Origin of the sequence: Rhodanobacter sp. A1T4 (genome assembly GCF_014207185.1) — a bacterium.
Classification (GTDB): Bacteria; Pseudomonadota; Gammaproteobacteria; order Xanthomonadales; family Rhodanobacteraceae; genus Rhodanobacter.
Map to the genome: position 1 here is coordinate 367,423 of NZ_JACHCP010000003.1, position 17,845 is coordinate 385,267.

The 17,845-nt window shown below is 59.9% G+C and carries 18 protein-coding genes; 9 read left to right on the forward strand and 9 right to left on the reverse strand.

What is annotated here, in order from left to right; translation table 11 throughout:
* The first annotated feature begins 4 nt into the window (after positions 1-4).
* Both HDE80_RS07925 and HDE80_RS07930 read left to right on the forward strand, forming a co-directional pair.
* The gene (locus HDE80_RS07925) at positions 5-1,291 is read left to right on the forward strand and encodes an FAD-binding oxidoreductase (RefSeq protein ID WP_184669605.1); all 1,287 of its coding nucleotides are present in this window, start codon (positions 5-7) and stop codon (positions 1,289-1,291) included.
* A gap of 10 nt (positions 1,292-1,301) precedes the next feature.
* Positions 1,302-1,658 carry a tRNA-binding protein gene (locus tag HDE80_RS07930; protein WP_184669607.1) on the forward strand — a complete coding sequence of 119 codons (357 nt, stop codon included), beginning with the start codon at positions 1,302-1,304 and terminating at the stop codon, positions 1,656-1,658.
* A gap of 17 nt (positions 1,659-1,675) precedes the next feature.
* On the opposite strand, the gene HDE80_RS07935 is transcribed toward HDE80_RS07930, so the two are convergent.
* A complete protein-coding gene (locus tag HDE80_RS07935; RefSeq protein WP_184669608.1) occupies positions 1,676-2,956 on the reverse strand; it encodes an MFS transporter in 1,281 nt (426 codons plus the stop codon).
* Positions 2,957-3,026: 70 nt separating this feature from the next.
* Here HDE80_RS07935 and HDE80_RS07940 point away from each other — a divergent pair, with 70 nt between their 5' ends.
* Positions 3,027-3,653, forward strand: coding sequence for a TetR/AcrR family transcriptional regulator (locus HDE80_RS07940; protein ID WP_184669610.1), 627 nt, complete (start codon positions 3,027-3,029; stop codon positions 3,651-3,653).
* Positions 3,654-3,669: 16 nt separating this feature from the next.
* On the opposite strand, the gene HDE80_RS07945 is transcribed toward HDE80_RS07940, so the two are convergent.
* Positions 3,670-4,608: an MBL fold metallo-hydrolase gene (locus HDE80_RS07945; RefSeq protein WP_184669612.1), complete on the reverse strand. Its 939-nt coding sequence runs from the start codon at positions 4,606-4,608 to the stop codon at positions 3,670-3,672.
* A gap of 136 nt (positions 4,609-4,744) precedes the next feature.
* Between HDE80_RS07945 and HDE80_RS07950 the strand changes: the two genes are divergently transcribed.
* Complete coding sequence (locus tag HDE80_RS07950) at positions 4,745-5,074, forward strand: hypothetical protein (RefSeq protein ID WP_184669614.1); 330 nt, start codon at positions 4,745-4,747, stop codon at positions 5,072-5,074.
* Positions 5,075-5,083: 9 nt separating this feature from the next.
* Positions 5,084-7,471 (forward strand): EAL domain-containing protein, encoded by a 2,388-nt coding sequence (locus HDE80_RS07955; protein ID WP_184669616.1) that lies wholly within the window; start codon positions 5,084-5,086, stop codon positions 7,469-7,471.
* Positions 7,472-7,501: 30 nt separating this feature from the next.
* Here the strand turns inward: HDE80_RS07955 and HDE80_RS07960 are convergent, their stop codons facing one another.
* The 6 genes from HDE80_RS07960 to HDE80_RS07985 form a co-directional block, all read right to left on the reverse strand.
* Positions 7,502-8,203 carry a pirin family protein gene (locus tag HDE80_RS07960; RefSeq protein WP_184602247.1) on the reverse strand — a complete coding sequence of 234 codons (702 nt, stop codon included), beginning with the start codon at positions 8,201-8,203 and terminating at the stop codon, positions 7,502-7,504.
* Between the two features lie 165 nt (positions 8,204-8,368).
* A complete protein-coding gene (locus HDE80_RS07965) occupies positions 8,369-8,956 on the reverse strand; it encodes a TlpA disulfide reductase family protein (RefSeq protein ID WP_255483633.1) in 588 nt (195 codons plus the stop codon).
* Positions 8,957-8,994: 38 nt separating this feature from the next.
* The gene (locus HDE80_RS07970; RefSeq protein WP_221437471.1) at positions 8,995-10,179 is read right to left on the reverse strand and encodes a transporter; all 1,185 of its coding nucleotides are present in this window, start codon (positions 10,177-10,179) and stop codon (positions 8,995-8,997) included.
* Positions 10,180-10,246: 67 nt separating this feature from the next.
* Complete coding sequence (locus HDE80_RS07975; protein ID WP_184602245.1) at positions 10,247-10,627, reverse strand: DUF2946 domain-containing protein; 381 nt, start codon at positions 10,625-10,627, stop codon at positions 10,247-10,249.
* 136 nt (positions 10,628-10,763) lie between these two features.
* Complete coding sequence (locus HDE80_RS07980; protein ID WP_255483634.1) at positions 10,764-11,789, reverse strand: NAD(P)H-quinone oxidoreductase; 1,026 nt, start codon at positions 11,787-11,789, stop codon at positions 10,764-10,766.
* Positions 11,790-11,883: 94 nt separating this feature from the next.
* Positions 11,884-13,251, reverse strand: coding sequence for a sorbosone dehydrogenase family protein (locus HDE80_RS07985; protein WP_184669618.1), 1,368 nt, complete (start codon positions 13,249-13,251; stop codon positions 11,884-11,886).
* A gap of 177 nt (positions 13,252-13,428) precedes the next feature.
* Between HDE80_RS07985 and HDE80_RS07990 the strand changes: the two genes are divergently transcribed.
* Entirely contained in the window at positions 13,429-13,752 is a 324-nt protein-coding gene (locus tag HDE80_RS07990) for a hypothetical protein (RefSeq protein ID WP_184669620.1), read from the forward strand.
* An 80-nt stretch (positions 13,753-13,832) separates the two neighbouring features.
* A complete protein-coding gene (locus HDE80_RS07995) occupies positions 13,833-14,663 on the forward strand; it encodes an ATP-binding cassette domain-containing protein (RefSeq protein WP_184669622.1) in 831 nt (276 codons plus the stop codon).
* A gap of 41 nt (positions 14,664-14,704) precedes the next feature.
* Here HDE80_RS07995 and HDE80_RS08000 read toward each other — a convergent pair whose 3' ends face one another.
* A complete protein-coding gene (locus tag HDE80_RS08000) occupies positions 14,705-16,300 on the reverse strand; it encodes an SDR family oxidoreductase (RefSeq protein WP_184669624.1) in 1,596 nt (531 codons plus the stop codon).
* A gap of 1 nt (position 16,301) precedes the next feature.
* On the opposite strand from HDE80_RS08000, the gene HDE80_RS08005 reads away from it, so the two are divergent.
* Positions 16,302-16,496 (forward strand): hypothetical protein, encoded by a 195-nt coding sequence (locus tag HDE80_RS08005; protein WP_184669626.1) that lies wholly within the window; start codon positions 16,302-16,304, stop codon positions 16,494-16,496.
* Positions 16,497-16,552: 56 nt separating this feature from the next.
* Positions 16,553-17,812 carry an NAD(P)/FAD-dependent oxidoreductase gene (locus HDE80_RS08010; RefSeq protein WP_184669628.1) on the forward strand — a complete coding sequence of 420 codons (1,260 nt, stop codon included), beginning with the start codon at positions 16,553-16,555 and terminating at the stop codon, positions 17,810-17,812.
* Positions 17,813-17,845: the final 33 nt, after the last annotated feature.

Sequence of the window (17,845 nt, forward strand, 5' to 3'; positions counted from 1 at the left end):
ACCTATGACGCTAGCAGCTGCTTCTTATTACCGAGCTACGGCCACACCGTATGAACCGTATGCATTGTTACAGGGTACGAAGCGGGCGAGTGTCGCCATCATCGGTGGCGGCTATGCGGGCTTGAATAGCGCATTGGGGCTGGCCGAGCGTGGCATGCGCGATGTCGTCTTGCTGGAACGCGAACAGATCGGCTTCGGCGCGTCCGGCCGCAACGGCGGTTTCGTCTTTGGCGGCTATTCGCTGGGTGAGCAATCGCTGCTCGATCAACTGGGAGAGTCGCGCGCGCGCGGGTTGTTCAACCTCACCACGGAGGCTGTTCAGCTGATTCGTCGGCGGATTGCCGATTACGCGATTGCCTGCGATTGCGTGGATCAGGGCGTGATCTGGGCCAATTGGTTTCGCGATCCCGCCGTGCTGCGTCATCGTCAGCAGCTGCTGGCAGAGCACTACGATTCATCGTGGCAATGGTTGCCGCAGCAACAGCTGCGGGAAAGCGTGCACAGCGAGCGTTATCACGATGGGTTGTACGAGCGCGATGCGTTGCACCTGCATCCGCTGAACTACGCGATTGGTCTGGCTGCCGCGGCGACCGGGCAGGGCGTGCGTATCCATGAAAGCAGTGGTGTCATGAGTCTTGTTCGTGAGGGGGCGCAGTGGTGCTTGCGTACTGCGCAGGGCGTGGTCATGGCCGATCAGGTGGTGCTGGCCTGTGGCGGCTATCTCGCGGGTCTGCAGCCGGCGATCGATCGCGCGATTTTGCCGATCGCGACCTATGTGATGGTCACCGAGCCGCTGGGTGCACGGATGGGTGAATGCCTGCACACTCGCGCCGCTGTCTATGACACGCGTTTTGCTTTCGACTACTACCGCGCGCTGCCCGATACGCGATTGCTGTGGGGCGGTCGCATCTCGATACGCAACCGTTCGCCGCAGGCTGTGAAACGACTGCTGATGCAGGATCTGTTGCGCGTGTTTCCCCAGTTGAAAGGAGTGCAAATCGATTACGCATGGTCGGGACTGATGAGCTATGCACGCCATCAGATGCCGCAGATCGGAGGCAACGACAACGGTTTGTGGTGGGCGCAGGCGTTTGGTGGGCACGGGCTGGCACCGACCTGTGCTGCTGGTGAACTGCTGGCAAGCGCGATTGCCGAAGGAGACGATCGCTGGACGCAGTTTGCCGATTACGGCTTGCGCAGCACGTATCGACCGTTCGGTTATCTTGGTGCACAGGCGAGTTACTGGTGGCAACAGGGCCGCGACTGGTTGCAGACGCGGCGAGAGAAATAAGGTGCGAACAATGAGTGAAGAAAAAGACGGGATGTTGGATGAAATCAGCTGGACCGATTTCGAGAAGGTACGAATTGTCGCCGGCACCGTGATCCGTGCGGAGCCGTTTCCCGAAGCGCGCAAGCCGGCGTGGAAAGTGTGGGTGGATTTCGGACCCTACGGCGAGAAGAAAACCAGCGCGCAGATTGTGGCCCTGTACAAGGCCGACGATTTAGTCGGCCGCCAGATTGTCGGCGTGATCAATTTCCCTGAAAAGCAGATCGGACCGTTCCGTTCGCAGTTTCTGCTCACCGGCTTTCATACTGAAGAAGGCGTTGTACTTACCGCCATCGAGCGGGCAGTGCCGAATGGGACGCGATTGGCTTGAATCACGGTTGGCCTGAATCAGCCTGCGGCAGCGAGCGGCATGGCTGAATGCGGCCGGCGACGGATAGTCAACGCAATACCCGCAGCGACCAGGCCGGTCACGCCAGCGATCACGAACGGCTGCAGGTAACTGCCGCCCTGTGTGCGCATAAAGCCGGCAAACAATGCAGCGCTGGCGGCGCCGATCTGATGTCCCGCAGCGATCCACCCGAACACCACCGGTGCATCGCGGTCGCCAAATGCCTCCGACGCGAGACGCAGGGTTGGTGGCACGGTGGCGATCCAGTCCAGTCCGTAGAACATACCGAACAGCGACAGGCTGGTCAGCGAGAAATCCGAGTAAGGCAACCAGATCAGTGACAGGCCACGCAGCGCGTAGTAGACAAACAGCAGCTTGCGCGGGTCGTAGCGATCGGTAAGCCAGCCCGAGAGGGTCGTCCCGATCAGGTCAAATGCACCCATCATCGCCATCACGCTGGCCGCGCGCACTTCGGGAATGCCGTGATCACCGCATAGCGCAATAAAGTGAGTACCAATAAGCCCATTGGTGGTGAAGCCGCAAATAAAGAAGGTGGTGAACAGGAACCAGAAGGTACGGTGCTTGGAGGCCCGCGCCAGCGCACCGAAGGCGATGGCCAGCAGCTTGCGTTTCTCCGGCTCGGCAATCACTTCATCGGTACTGGCGCCGTAAGGGCGCAGGCCGATATCTTCCGGTCGTTCGGGCAGCAGCCACCATGCCAGTGGTATCAGCAACGCGCAGGCCGCCGAGACAGTCCAGATCACCGGTCGCCAGCCGCCGTGCTGAGCGATCGAGGCGAGCAGGGGAAGAAACGCCAGTGTCCCGGTCGCCGTGCTGGCAGTCAGCAGACCCATCATCAGGCCGCGATGCTTGACGAACCAGCGATTGACCACCGTCGCCCCCAATACCATCGCCACGCAGCCCGAACCGATGCCAGAAAAAACACCCCAACTCAACAATAGATGCCAGGGCTTGCTCATCCACGCACTGGCCGCGATGGACAACGCCATCAGGGTCAGCGCGCCGATCAGTGTGCGGCGGATGCCGATGGCCTGCATCAACGCTGCCGCGAACGGACCGACCATGCCATAAAAGAAGATGCCCACCGCGGCGGCCAGTGAGATGCTGTCGCGCGTCCAGCCAAAGGCGTTACCCAGCGGCAGGATCAGCACACCGGGAGCAGCGCGCACCCCGGCGGCAGCAAGTAACGCGAGGAAAACCACGCCAGCAGCAACGAAGACGTAGTTCTGGCCGAAAGGGCGATGCTGTATGCTATTCATGTTACCGCTCAGTACGTGTGTGGTAGGATCATACGTACCGATCGGTAACATCGTCAATAGTGGTGAACTCATGACACTCAAACGCTCCACTGCCAGTATCAAGAACAGCACGGTTGCCGCTGTGCCACGGGCCGCCGAACGCATCCGTAGCACAGCACGCGAACTTTTTTATCGGGAGGGCATTCGCGCGATCGGCGTGGACGAGATTGTGAATCGCGCCGGAGTGACCAAGCCGAGCCTGTATCGGAGCTTTGGTTCCAAGGATGCGTTGGCGACGCTGTACATCAATGATTATGCCGCCGAGTTCTGGACTCGCTTCGATGCTCCGGGGCGAACACATCCGAACGATCCGCGCGCTCAGCTGCTTGAGTATCTGAAGGGTTTGTCGGAACGGGCCACGCAGTCGGGTTACCGCGGCTGCGGGATGAGCAATGCTGCGCTGGAGTATCCGCACGCACAGGGGGCACAGTCACAGCATCCAACCCGCAAGACCGCCGTGGCAGAGAAGCGCAAGCTGCGCACTCGCCTGCATGATATGGCCGAAGCCATGGGTGCCAAGTCACCAGACGTACTGGCCGACGGTCTGCTGTTGCTGATCGAGGGCGCTTTCGCCAGCGGTCAGATGTTCGGCCGCCATGGCCCTGCGCGCTCGCTGGTCAAGATGGCCGAACAATTGATCACTGCGTCGCTGCGTTAGGTACTGATCAAAACGGTCAGGCAGCTTTCTTTTGGCCGTCCAGCCAAACTTCCAGACCTTGCGCGTTCAGTTCGATGTCCATGCCGATCACGTCGCGCAGCGCGTCGCGACCTTTGGTCCAGCCGTGGGTTTGCGCGCGCTCAAGGTAGAGATCGGTCAGCAATTCTTTCAGCGCCATGTGCCGATCGGGCTTGTCATTTGCAGCGCGCGCCTGTTCAACCATCGAGTCGATCTGCACGTGCAGGTCGGCGGCCAGGCGCGCGATATCCTCGACGCGGCCGTAGTGGGTGAGATACATCGCGTCGGGTTTGAGTGCGACGAGTCGATCAATGGATGCGTGCAACTCCATTTGATCGAACTGCACCGGTGACGTCGTCGGCACGATGAATGGATGTCCGTCGTGATCGAACTCCCGGTACGACAATCCGAAAACATCGCCGGTGAAACAGACATTGGCGCGCGCATCGAAGATGCTGTTGTGATGCTTGGCATGGCCCGGCGTGTCGAGGCAACGCAGCGGACGCCCCGCGAGATCGATGATGTACTCGTCGGTGGCTTCAATCACGCGCTCTGCCGGTATCGGCCGCAGATGGCCATACGTTTCCTTCATCACCGCTTCGCCATACACCGCAGTGGCGCCGGCCCACAGCTTGGACGGATCGATCATGTGCCGCGCGCCGCGCGGGTGCACCACAAGTTTCGCGTTGGGTAGCTGTGCGATCAGTTCGCCCGCGCCGCCGGCGTGGTCCAGGTGCACGTGGGTGAGGATCAGCCAGTCAACATCGGCCGGCGCGAGCCCGCTCTCATCCAGCGCCGCAAGCATGCGCGGCACGGCGTAATTGGTGCCGCAATCAATGAAGGCGCCACGGCCGTTTTCGACGACGAGGTAAGCCGCGTCAAACTGTGGTCGAACGAAGCCGGTATCGATGGTGTGGATGCCGTGCATGGATGTCATGTATTTCTCACGATGGTCGGGTTCAATGAACTTATCCGTCGAGCGTAGCAAGACCTCTGGCAACGATCCGTGGATGCACTTATTCGGCAGCCATCGATAATGTCACGAACCACCGTAAAAGTGCGCTAGGCTGTCGATGGATATCGACATGACGGGGGTTGGATCGATGCGTTGGATGCATGCTGCTGCACTGCTGGTATGCGGTATATGTTCGGCTTCAGCCTCACAACGTGTCGTGCATTTCTTCGATAATCACAGCAACGTAACCAGCAATGCCGTACTTGGCAACATCAGCGCTGGCAGCTATACAGCGCATGTCTGGCACCCACTGTTGCAGCCGGGGCAGGTTGAGCCGACTCAGAAAATCGTTATTGCCAGTGGTCCGCTGATTTCACGTACCGGTTTCACTATTTTTGCTGTTGCCAATCTGCGTGAACCGATGGATGTGAACCATGTCCAGAACTGACGCTTTCGCATGGGCAACCTGAGCTTCCGACTTCGGCTGGGACTGCTGTTCGTCGCCACCTTGGTGATCGTGCAGCTGTTGACCGCAGGCCTGATCTACGAAGTGACCCGACGCGCGCTGGTGACCGAAGGGGAACGCCAGTTGACCGCCAATGCCGGAGCGTTTGTTTCGCAGATGGATGACATCTCGGCACGCGTTGCGGGCAACGTTGAAGTGATCTCGCTCGATTACGCATTGCGTTCGGCGATTGCCGAGCGTGATCGCGGTACCGTGCTTTCCATGCTGCGCAATCACGGGCGTCGGGTCGGTGCTTCGGGCATGCTGTGGATTGGGCTCGATGGCGCCGTACTGGCCGATACCAACGATGCGACTACCGGTAATGTCGACGTGACGCCGCGGCGTTTTCCATTTCCCGATCTGATCAAGAAAGCCTACAGTGAGCGAACCGCCGCGGTGGTTGTGCTGGATGGCAACGCGTACTGGATGGTGGTAGTGCCGATTTACGCACCGCAGCCGGTGGGGCTGGTGGCGGTGAATGTGCCGCTGGACAACACTTTGCTCAGTCACATGCAACAGCTGTCTGCATTGCCCAGAGACATCGAACTGTTGGCCCAGGCTGTGCCGAATCACTGGTCGGTCGTGGCGCGCGGCAGCAGCCAGACGAATCTTCTCGGCAGCATTGCGCCGGTAAACGGTGATCTGCCGTGGAAGCCCACGCTGATGATGGTTGGCGGCATGCAGTACATCGTGATGGCACAGCATCTGAAGCAGCCGGTAAACACTGCGCCGGTGGTGGCCTTGCTCGGCTATTCACTCGACGATGCGCTGAGGCCCTTTCATTCCGCGATGGTCGCGGGAACGATCCTGTTGTGCCTTGGCCTTGCGATGGGTTTGCTGGTCGCCTGGTTGGTCGCGCGCAGCGTATCGCGCCCGATCGAAGCGCTGGCCGCCGCCGTAAAGCGCATTGAAGTTGGCGACTATCGTGCGCCGGTGAGCGTGCAACGGCATGACGAGATAGGCCAGCTGGCCGTTGCGTTCGGTACCATGACCGACGCAGTGCGTCAGCGCGAGGATCGTATCCGCCATCAGGCCATGCATGATCCGGTGACCAATCTGCCCACCCGCATGGCGGCCGAAGAGAGCATCAATCGTTCAATCGCGACCGACGATGGTGTTGGTGGCGCCTTGCTGATGATCGGAATCGCCCGCGTGCCGGATATCATCAAAACCATGGGGCACTCGTTGTGCGATCGACTGATGCGTGATGCGGGCGAACGTATTCGCGACGTTTCAGATGGCGCGTTTATCGCCCGGGTGACCGATACGCAGTTCATGGCATGGCTGCCACAGACGGACAAGTCGAATGCCACCGCGGCGGCGCTGCGAATCCTTGATGCGCTCAACACGCCTTACAAGGAAAAAGATGTCGCCATCGATCGATTGCCTGCGATCGGCGTCGCCATCTATCCCACCGATGGGATCCGGGCGGGCACACTGCTGCGTCATGCCGAGGTTGCGCAGTTTGCCGCCAGTGGTTCGTCAACTGCATTGAGTTTCTATAATGTGGCGACGGATCCACATCGCCCTGAACGCTTGTCACTGATGGGTGATCTGCGCAATGCGCTCAATCACAACAAGCTGTCGCTGCACTATCAACCGAAGCTTGCGCTCGCCACCAAAACTATTGATGGCGCCGAAGCGCTGGTGCGCTGGGATCATCCGAAACTTGGCGAAGTGCCCCCGGACGCCTTCATTGGCATGGCGGAGGACACCGGTAATATCCAGCGCGTCACACGCTGGGCATTGACCGCGGCGCTGGCGCAGGCCAAACGCTGGAGTGAGCATGGCCTGCATCTGCAACTGTCAGTGAACCTTTCCACGCGCGATCTGGATGACCCCGATCTGCCGGGCAAGATCATTACCTTGCTGGCGATCCACGAGCTTCCTCCGCACTGCCTGACGGTGGAGGTCACCGAACGTGCGATCATCGACGAGCACGATCTGGCCATCCGAATTCTACGGCGCCTGTCCGATCACGGTGTTGGCATTGCCATCGATGATTTTGGCGTGGGTCAATCGACGTTTGCGTATCTGCGCCATCTGCCGGTCAGCGAGCTGAAGATCGACCAGATGTTCATCAAGAATCTTGGCACCGAGCGCAAGGACCAGATCATCGTGCACTCCATCGTCGATCTCAGCCACCGGCTGGGCTATCACGTCACCGCCGAGGGCGTGGAGAACAAGGCGGCGCTCGATTACCTTACTTCCATCGGGTGTGACCATGCCCAGGGCTATTACATCGCGCATGCGATGGCGACGAACGATTTCGCGACCTTCGTCAAAGCCAACAGCTCCCCTAAAGGTGCCGGCGTTGGCGGGAGAAATGCAAAGCGATAGCGCCGCCAACGCGGTCGGCCGCGACCCGTATCAAGCTGGTGCGTCGACTAGAACCAGTTCGGTATCTTCCAGCGCTTTCAGCCGCAGCAAAGGCTCCTGGTGAATAGCTGCGCCATCACGCGTTTGCAGCGTCACGCCGTTGATCTCGACCGAACCTTTCGAAGGCACCAGATAACCATAGCGATTTTCTGCCAGCGCGTACTCCGCTGACTCGCCGGCTTTTAGTGTCACGCCGAGCACGCGCGCATTAGTGCGCAAGGGCAGCGCATCGGCATCTTCACGGAAGCCGCTGGCCAGCGCCACGAATTGACCAGAGCGATCACCCTTCGGGAATGGCTTGGCACCCCATGAAGGCGGCTGGCCGCGTTCGTCGGGAATGATCCATATCTGGAAGATGCGAGTCGTCTCCGACTCCAGGTTGTACTCGCTGTGCGTAATGCCGGTGCCTGCACTCATTACCTGCACATCGCCCGCCTCGGTACGGCCCGTATTGCCCAGATTATCGCGATGGGTGATCGCACCCTCGCGCACGTAGGTGATGATTTCCATGTCGCCATGCGAATGCGGTGGGAAGCCGGTTTGCGCAGCAATCGTGTCGTCATTCCACACGCGTAGCGCGCCCCAGCCCATGCGTTTGGCATTGTTGTAGCTGGCAAACGAAAAGTGATGTTTGGCATCGAGCCAGCCATGGTTCGCACCGCCAAGGCTTTCAAAAGGTCTGCGTTCAATCACGACGCTTCTCCGGTAGCTGTATCGCGCCACGATCGGCGCCTGGAGCAAAGGTAGGGTCAAACACTGCAGGTTTAAATGCGCTACGAGGAAACGGACTGTCGCCGAACTGAAGGTTTTTGACCTGGGAGTCTTTGCGAATAACCCGGGTTTGTATCGGGCGACTATTCAGGGAGAGTGACTCAAAAGTGGCGTGACAACCTGTTCCAGCCGTTCGGACGTCCATACTGGATTTTTGTCCTTCCATCCATTGTCCACCAGCTTCCCATTCCGGTTGATAGTGAAACTGACCGGCAGATGCCAGATGCGACCATAACCCGGCACATGCGGGTCGCCAAGTAGCCCGACCGGAAAACTCAGACTGCGTGAAACGGCGCGTACCTTGTCGAGGTCGTCAGACGTGTCGAGACTGAAGCCGAGCACCACCAGGCCGTCTTTCGCGTGCTGTTGGGCGTAGCGAGAAAGCAGCGGCAGCTCCTCCCGACAGGGCCCACACCAGGTTGCCCAGAAGGTCACGATCACTACCTTGCCTTGCAGATCGCTGGTCGCGATCTGCTTGCCGTCCAGGGTGGTCAACGTGATTGGTGGCGCGGCATCTCCGATAACGAGACTGTCGGCGCTCACACCTGCCGAGTGCAGCAGAGCAAGCGCCAATACGGTAGCCGCTGCAAAACGCGAAACGAAGAGTCTCGAGCCTTGCTTGAACCGCCGCAGAGCTACTTTACAAGCGGGTATGCCGAACATGACGAGTTGCATCCGGTCTGGTTTAGCGCGCTGTACGGGGAGTCGAATAGTCATAGCCCCAAACTGATGCCGACGGTACCGGTCCAGCCCGGGAATAGCTGGTAACCGGCCAGGTGGCTATATACCGGCACTTGCACAAAGGCATACAGCTGCAGCTTCTTGGTGAGGCTCGCGCTGATGCCAGGGCTGAGGTAAGCCACAGTGCCTTCCGTATCGGGCTGGTCGGCAAATGCCCCCTGATCGGCACTCTTGTGCAGCAGGTTGATCTGCAATTGCGGCACCCAGTTGGCGTGGGCTTCATAGCGTACGCCCAGACTCATGGTGGCAAGATTACCGGGTCGATAATTGGCACCGGCAGCGCTCATCCTTTCCGAAATGGCCGACTGGAACTGGCCGTTGACGAAGCCATCAAAATTCTGGCTGATCGGCTGGAAATAGTACGCGCCTACGATCAGGTCAGTGCTGCCGGTACCTGCCTGCAAGCTCGAGTCGAGCGCCTGGCCAGCACCTGGTCCGTTCTTGAAGAGTACGGGTGTGCCGACAAAATTGCCGTCTTCCGTTTCCCCGCCGTAGTTGCCGGTAGGCAGTTTGACGCCAAACTGCACGCCAAGATTGTGTGTTGGCAGAAAGCCCTGGTAGCTCGCCAGCAGCTTGATATCACCAAGACTGGATACGCTGGCGTTGCTAAGCTGATCCGGTGCACTTTCTGCAGGCGTGTACGGTTGAAGCTGGGTGCCATAGGTGTCGTGATCGCGCTTCACATAGGGAACCAGCAGGCTGATGCCCCAATCGGCGTTGAAGCGGTAAGCAGCGGTGAAATTCAGGTATTGGTTGGTTGTGCCATGTTCGATCTCGCCACCGCCGAGTGAAGGGTCGGATGGCCGATTGACCACTTGTTCCGGACTGGCGCTGCTGCTGCCGGTGCGGAGTTCATTCTGGTCGATAGTGGTGTAGTCCACGTTTAGACGCCAGCCTGATTCGGCGGAGTAGCCGGTCGCGGCATCAGTGCTGAGTGTGCACCCGCAGGTAGCGCAAGCCTGCGCTGCCATCGGCAGAGCCGACATCAGCAGGGCAAGCGGGGCGGTTTTGATGGTTCTGGCGTTGAACAAGAAGTGCATGAGAAAGTCCCGGGAAATGCGGCCAAGCGGCGCATTGATATAGGCATCGATCTGGCGCGGGCCATGCAAAATGCCCGTTTGCGCCAATGCGCCAACGAGCCGTGCGGCTGCGTTCAAGTATCGTTATTGAGTTCAGCGACGAAGGTTTGCGGGTCAGGCATGCCAAGCGTCAAGGCGGTAGCCGTCATGTAAGCGACGGCGGCCCTCTGGCATCAGCACTCAGCAGGCGCGGTCGCGGCCCGGATGGAACGACCTGCACAGAAAACAGCGGTCCCGACAACAGCAGGGACGGCAAAACGACGCAGGCATGTGCGAGAACAAGCGGGCTGTGACAGAAAAGGCTGCAATACCCGCACTTGTCCATCGGGGCGGCAGGTGCGGACGGGCTGCCGGGATGATGATCGCTGAGACCATGGCCGGTGCACCACGCACCGAGGTCCATCGATTCTTGCGCGTGGCTCGGCAGAAACTGCGAAAGCACCGGCATGCCAATAGTGAGCCACATGGCGGCCAGAGCCAGCCATGCAACAAACTTTCGGTGCCTGGTGTTGCGGAACGCCGCCATCCCCAATCCTGTCGTGTTGGTCACCCAACTTCAGGATAATCGCACGCTTTCTTTACAGGTTGGTGCTACTCGGCCGCGACATAGCGCCTCAGAGTCCTGCGCGACAGATTCCAGGATTTTCCAGTCAAGGCGGTTCTTACCACGTCAGCATGATCTTGCCGATATGTGCGCTGCTCTCCATCAGCACGTGTGCCTTGGTTGCATCGGCGGCAGGGAAGACCTGATGGATGATCGGTTGCACTCTGCGCGATTCCAGCAATGGCCAGACTTTCTCGTAAAGCGCCTGTGCAATGGCTGCTTTGAAGGCAATCGGACGCACGCGTAGCGTGGAGCCCGTCACGGTGAGTCGGCGGCGCATGATTGCACCAGCATCGATGGTCGCCTTGCCGCCGCCGAGGGTGGCGATGACGACCAGCCGGCCATCATCGGCGAGTACCTCGATTTCGCGGGGCAGGTAGTCGCCGGCAACCATGTCCAGAATCACATCGACGCCATGACCGTCGCTATGGCGCTTCACCTCTTCCACGAAATCCTGTTCGCGGTAGTTGATGGCGATGGCACCGAGCTGTTCGCAAGCAGCGCATTTTTCCGCGCTGCCTGCGGTGACGAATACACGGTAGCCAAACGCATGTGCCAGCTGGATGGCAGTAACGCCGATACCGCTGGAGCCACCCTGGACCAGCAAAGACTCATGCGTACCACGTTTGCCCTGGCCGAGCTGGCCGCGATCGAACACGTTGCTCCATACCGTGAAAAAATTTTCCGGCAGCGCTGCCGCCTCGACCATCGAGTAGCCTTGGGGCGTGGGCAGGCATTGCAGCAGCGGCGCTATGGCGTACTCGGCATAACCGCCACCACCGATCAACGCGCATATCATGTCGCCGCGTTTGAGGCCGAATGGATTTTCGCCATCCAGGTCGCCATCGACCAACTCGCCAGCGACTTCCATGCCGGGTATGTCGGAGATGCCCGGCGGCGGGGCGTAGTTTCCCTTGCGTTGAAACACGTCGGGCCGATTGACGCCAGCTGCCGCTACCTTGATCAGCACCTCGCCCTTCTCGGGCTTGGGTATGTTGCGCGAGGTGAGTTTCAGTACATCGGGTTCGCCGGGGCGAGTGATTTCGACGGCTTGCATGGTAGGCATGGCGGTTGTTTGATCCATGGGTTGTTCAACGTTTACCTGACTGTGCCGATGAGGGAATGACCAAGTAGGACATTATCGAAGTGTAGAAAGGCGAGGCAGTAATCCTTTGTCATTATTGTGATGCAGCGGCGCTTGCGGTGGTCTGTGCTGCCGGGCTCGCAGAAGTAACGCGCCACACCACATTGCCCACGTCATCCGCGACCAGCAAGGCGCCTTTGCCATCCGTCGTTACACCGACAGGCCGGCCTTGCGCCTCGCCATTTCCATTGAGGAAACCTGTCAACACGTCTTCGGCGGGACCGGATGGCTGGCCGTTGGTGAACGGCACAAAGATCACCTTGTAGCCACTGCGCGGGTTGCGATTCCAGGAGCCATGCTGACCGATGAACGCACCGTTCTCATAGTGCGCGGGTAAAAGATGCGCAGTGTAAAAAATCAGTCCCAGCGACGCGGTATGTGGGCCGAGCGCGTAGTCGGGCGCGATAGCCGTGGCTACCAGCGCGGGGTTCTGCGGTTGCGCGCGGACATCGACATGCTGGCCGTAATAGCTGAAAGGCCAGCCGTAAAAAGCGCCGTCCTTCACTGAGGTCATGTAATCGGGTACCAGATCGCTGCCGATTTCGTCGCGCTCGTTCACTGCTGTCCACAACGCGCCGCTTTGCGGTTGCCATGCCATGCCATTGGGATTGCGCAGGCCGGTGGCGAATACGCGTGACGTGCCGCTGGCAATGTCGACTTCAAGAATTCGTGCACGGTCTTTTTCTACCGCAAGTCCGTTCTCTCCGACATTGCTGTTGGAGCCGACCGTGACGTAAAGCTTCCTGCCGTCCAGACTGGCGATGACGTTCTTGGTCCAGTGATGATTGATGGTGCCGGCCGGCAGGTCCATCACTTTGGTCGGTGCTGCCGTAATCGTGGTTTCCCCGGCTTCATACGGAAAGCTCAACAACGCATCACTGTCGGCAACGTAGAGCGTGTTGCCGACCAAGGCCATGCCAAACGGCGAGTTGAGGCCTTTCAAAAATACGTCATGCGTATCGGCTACACCGTCACCCTTCGTATCGCGCAGCAAGGTGATGCGGTTGGCGCTGGGTACGCCAGCACCGGCACCGGCCATGATCTTCTTTGCAATCCAGCCCCGGATGCCCTTGCTGTCGTCGGGCTTCGGTGGTGCATTGGTTTCGGCGACCAGCACGTCGCCATTGGGCAGCGTGTAAAGCCAGCGAGGATGATCCAGTCCGCTGGCGTAAGCGTTCACGGCCAGACCCGATGCGGCGATCGGTGTAGCGCCGGCTGGCCAGCCCACGGCTTTGGCTGTTTTCATGGTGGGAAACAGCGTCTTGTTTGGGGCGGGTAGCTGCGGATTGGCGCCCGTTCCATCGCTTACCTGTAGGCGTGCCGTGTCGCCGCAGCCGATCAGCATCAGCACTACTGACAAAGCGGTGATGGCGAAAAGAGTTGTTCGGACGGATGAGTGCATGGCGAGGCTCCAGCAGGTAGGCCACTACTGCACACCGCCAATGGGGAAGGTGATGTGAAAAGTCATGACGATATGGACATGTGCGTCACGTGTGGCGTGGGGAAATGATGCGGGTTGGCTCGAATAGACCTGCGCCGTAACAAGCGACTCATTTTGAAGTAGAAATTGGAGAACACCATGACTGATCAGGAAAAGCTATTTCTTGCCGAACTTCGTCTTTGCGGCGAATCAAACCACTGGCGCGTCGACGTGCGTTATACCGGAGTCTTGAAGGACGAGGATAACGGCGATGAACAGTCCGGTGACGAGGAGGGTAAAGAAGAAAAAAAGAAGCCGTCCCTTCCCGAAGAAATCAAGTTGTCAATCCTGGTGCCTGCCGGTGATCGATCCATTGTCGATCTGCAGCTCGATGCGATGGACCGCGCCATCGCATTTCTTCAAGCCACAGCTCATGCAGCCAGAGATGATCAGCTGAAGCAGATGAATGCAGTCGATGAATAGTGCTCTCACACACGGCAAGCATTGATTAGTCCGGTGTCGGCGGTGTTGCCGTTCGGCTTATTTGCAGGCAAGGTAAAGCCATGCATGAACCAGTGGCCAAAGATCAATTGAACTCCGAAGACGATCTGCTCACGATCGATCAAGCCAGCGTGATGCAGGGCGATCGGCTGGTGCTGGACCGGCTCAGTCTGTGCATTGCCGATGGCCAGCACACGGCTATCCTCGGCCCCAACGGTTCGGGTAAGTCGACGCTGGTAAAGCTGATTGCGCGGCAGCTGTATCCGTTGGCGAAGCGGGATGGCAATGGCCGCGTGCACATCTTTGGCCGCGATCGCTGGAACGTGGCGGAGCTGCGCAGCCTGCTTGGCATCGTGTCGCCGGCGGTGCAGCTCGATTACACCAGTGATACGCCCGTGGAAGTTTTTGATGCGGTGGTGTCGGGATTCTTTGCGGCGCGCGGCATCAGCTTCAATCATCAGGTCACTGATGATATGCGCGGACGTGCTCATGAGGCGTTGACGCAGGTCGGTGCAACGTCGCTGATCGGGCGCGACATGGCGAGCCTGTCTACTGGCGAAGCGCGTCGTGTACTGATCGCGCGGGCGCTGGTGCATCGCCCGCGCGCACTGCTGCTCGATGAACCCTGCGCAGGTCTGGATATGGCCAGCCGTCGGCATTTTCTGGAAGGCCTGCGCGAGCTGGCCAGGAGCGGCACCACGTTATTGCTGGTCACCCATCACGTCGAGGAAATCCTGCCAGAGATCGGGCAGGTCGTCTTGCTGCGCGATGGTCGGGTGTTCCGGCAGGGCAGCAAGGTCGACACGCTTACCGATGCCACGCTGTCAGAGGCGTTTGCCATGCCGGTGCGAGTGAGCCGGCATGGCGATTACTACGCGGCGACGCTGGATTGAGGTTGGCGTTCACTGAAATCATCTGCAGATAGAGACGGCGCTCACCAGTCCGTCGGCCGATAGTCCTTTAGAAACTGCCCCCACACGTGCTCGCCGGTGTTGATCCCGCTGATGATCGGATCGACGATGCGCGCTGCGCCGTCGATGATGTCCAGCGGCGGGTGGAAGCGTTCCTCGATCACTTTCTTTGCGGCCAGCTCGGCCGGGTCTTCATCGGTGACCCAACCGGTATCCACGCTGTTCATGTGGATACCATCGTTGTGATAGTCGGTAGCAGAGGTGCGCGTCATCATGTTGAGCGCGGCCTTGGCCATGTTGGTGTGTGGATGCCGCGTAGTCTTGAAGCTGCGGTAGAACTGGCCCTCCATCGCCGACACGTTGACGATGTGCTTGTCGCGACTGGGTTGATCATTGCCCGGCGTGCGCAGCATCAGCGGCTTGAGCCGCGCGTTGATGATGAACGGCGCGATGGCGTTGACCAGCTGCACCTCCAGCAATTCCACCGACGGCACCTCGGCCATCAGCAACCGCCACGAGTTGCGCTCGCGCAGATCGATCTGTTGCAAGTCCTGATCGAGTTTCCCTTGAGGAAATAGGTGCTGCTGCGCGAGTAGTTCTTCCGGCAACAGTGGCAGCTGCGACAGCTCGGCGGCGCGCGTCAGACCGGCAACATTAGGCATGCTACCTGGTTGCGCGATAGCACCCGTGTTCGCCTCAGGTAGCAGGTGCGCGCCGCGCAAGCCTTCGTAGTTTCCGACCAGCTGGCGCACGTGCGCTGGCAGGTCGTGCAGCGCGGCCGTTTCGCCGTCCATCATGTGCGCGTAGAAATCCGGCGGTCGGCGCACGGTCTGGCAAGCGTTGTTGATGATGAAATCCAGTCGCGGCCGCGTGGCGATCAACTCCCGACAGAAGGCTTCGACGCTGGGCGTGTGGCGCAGATCCAGTCCGTAGATCTGCAGGCGATCGCTCCATTGCGCAAAGTCCGGTTCTTCAGCGTAGCGCGCGGCGGAATCACGCGGAAAACGTGTGGTGACGATCAGCTCCGCGCCCGCGCGCAGCAGTTTCAAACCTGCCTGGTAACCGATTTTCACCCGGCCGCCGGTCAGCAGCGCCACGCGCCCACGCAGATCCACCAACTCGGTGCGCTTGGCGTAGTTGAACGCTGCACAATCCGGGCACAGCTGGTCGTAGAAAAAATGGATGGTCGAGTACTTCTGTTTGCACACGTAACAGTGCTGCGGTTCGATGGATTCGCGTGGTTGGGTGGCGTCCGCATAGGGGTTTACGTCGTGCGCCTCGAAACCTTCCGGCGCAAACACGCTTGGCGTGCTGAACACCGGCTTGCGACGCAGTGCGCGGATGCCGGTCTGGTTGAGTACGGTGTCGTCGGCACGAATCTTCGACGCATAGTGCGCTTTCTGCTTGGCCTTCAACTTCACCCGGCGTGTCGCCGGATCGGGGTGATACACGCTCGCCACCGCCTGATGCAGCCGGCTGCGTTCCTGCGCCGGCAACTGCGCCAGCAGCAGCGGATCGGCTGCCAGCGATTCCAGCAGTGCCGTCGCTTCGTGCAGCCGCTTCAGCAGGGCAGGGTCCGCATCGTCCGGTACGGGCGGGGTAGGTGTGGAGTTGGTCAAGGTGTCATCCGTATCGGTAGAGCGAAAGTGGAAGGTGGCGGCAGGCGATTTGGCCGCGCCAGCTGTGTATTTTGCCTGTATTGACGCGGCGCTGCCCGTGCATGGATTTATGGCGATGCACTATCCTGATTACACCATCGGCATAGGCACAAGTGAGCGGGCTGCACGGGATATGCTCTATTCGAACTATCTTTGATCACACAATTAATGTCTCACGCGTCTAATGTCGAGGCATATCAACGCGAGGTAGCCATGAGCCGTACGCACCCTTTGCCCCATGTGGTCATCATCGGTGGTGGATTCGGGGGATTGAGCGCGGCGCGCGCGCTGCGATCGGCGCCGGTGCAGATCACGCTGGTGGATCGTACCAATCATCACCTGTTCCAGCCGCTGCTCTATGAAGTGGCGACGGCGGGGCTGTCGGGACCGGATATTGCTGCGCCGCTGCGCCATATCCTGCGCAAGCAAGCCAATGTCACCGTACGCATGGAAACGGTCACGGCGATCGACGTGGTGCAAAAGCGCGTGTCGATGGGGGACGATGCGCTGGAATACGACTACCTGATTGTGGCAACCGGATCGAGCCACGCTTACTTTGGTCACGACGACTGGGCCACCGATGCGCCCGGCATGAAGACGATGAACGATGCGCTGGCCATCCGCCGGCACATCCTCAATGCCTTCGAAGCCGCCGAGCGCGAGCCTGACCCGGTGAAGCGCGCAGCGTGGCTCAGCTTTGTGGTGATCGGCGCCGGCCCGACCGGCGTGGAACTGGCCGGCACGCTGGCGGAGATCGCCCATCACACGCTGGCCAACGAATTTCGCGTAGCCGATCCACACCAGGCGCAAATTCATCTGGTGGAGGCAGGTGGTCGTGTGCTGGGTTCGATGCCGGCGGATCTGTCGGTGAAAGCGCAGCAACAGCTTGAGCGCATGCTGGTGCGCGTTCATCTGAATTCGGCCGTCACCAGCGTCGGCGACGACCATGTGCAGATGGGCGAGCAGCGCATCGAGGCGCGCACGCTGGTGTGGGCTGCAGGTGTGGCCGCATCGTCCCTGGGCAGACAGCTGGATACGCCGTGCGATCGCGCGGGTCGCGTGCAGGTCGCGCCCGACCTGTCGTTGCCGCAGCACGTCGAGGTTTTCGTGATCGGTGATCTGGCGCATTTGCAGCAGGATGGAAAACCCGTGCCGGCACTGTCACCGGCAGCCAAGCAAATGGGGGCCCACGCGGCGAAAATGATCCGCGAGCGGATGGCCGGCCGCACCACGCGTGCTTTTCGCTACAAGGACTACGGCAGCTTCGCCACTATCGGCCGCGGCAAGGCGGTAGCCGATTTGCGCGGCATCCATCTGTCCGGTGTCGTCGCGTGGTGGCTCTGGCTGGTGGTGCACATCTTCTTTCTGATCGGCTTCGGCAACCGGCTGCTGATCACGATAGGCTGGGCCTGGTCGTACCTGACCTGGCAGCGCAATGCGCGCATCATCGTGGGTGGCGAGCCAGGCAGATGATGCTGCTTGCGAGTCGCGTCGCTGCATGCGTGT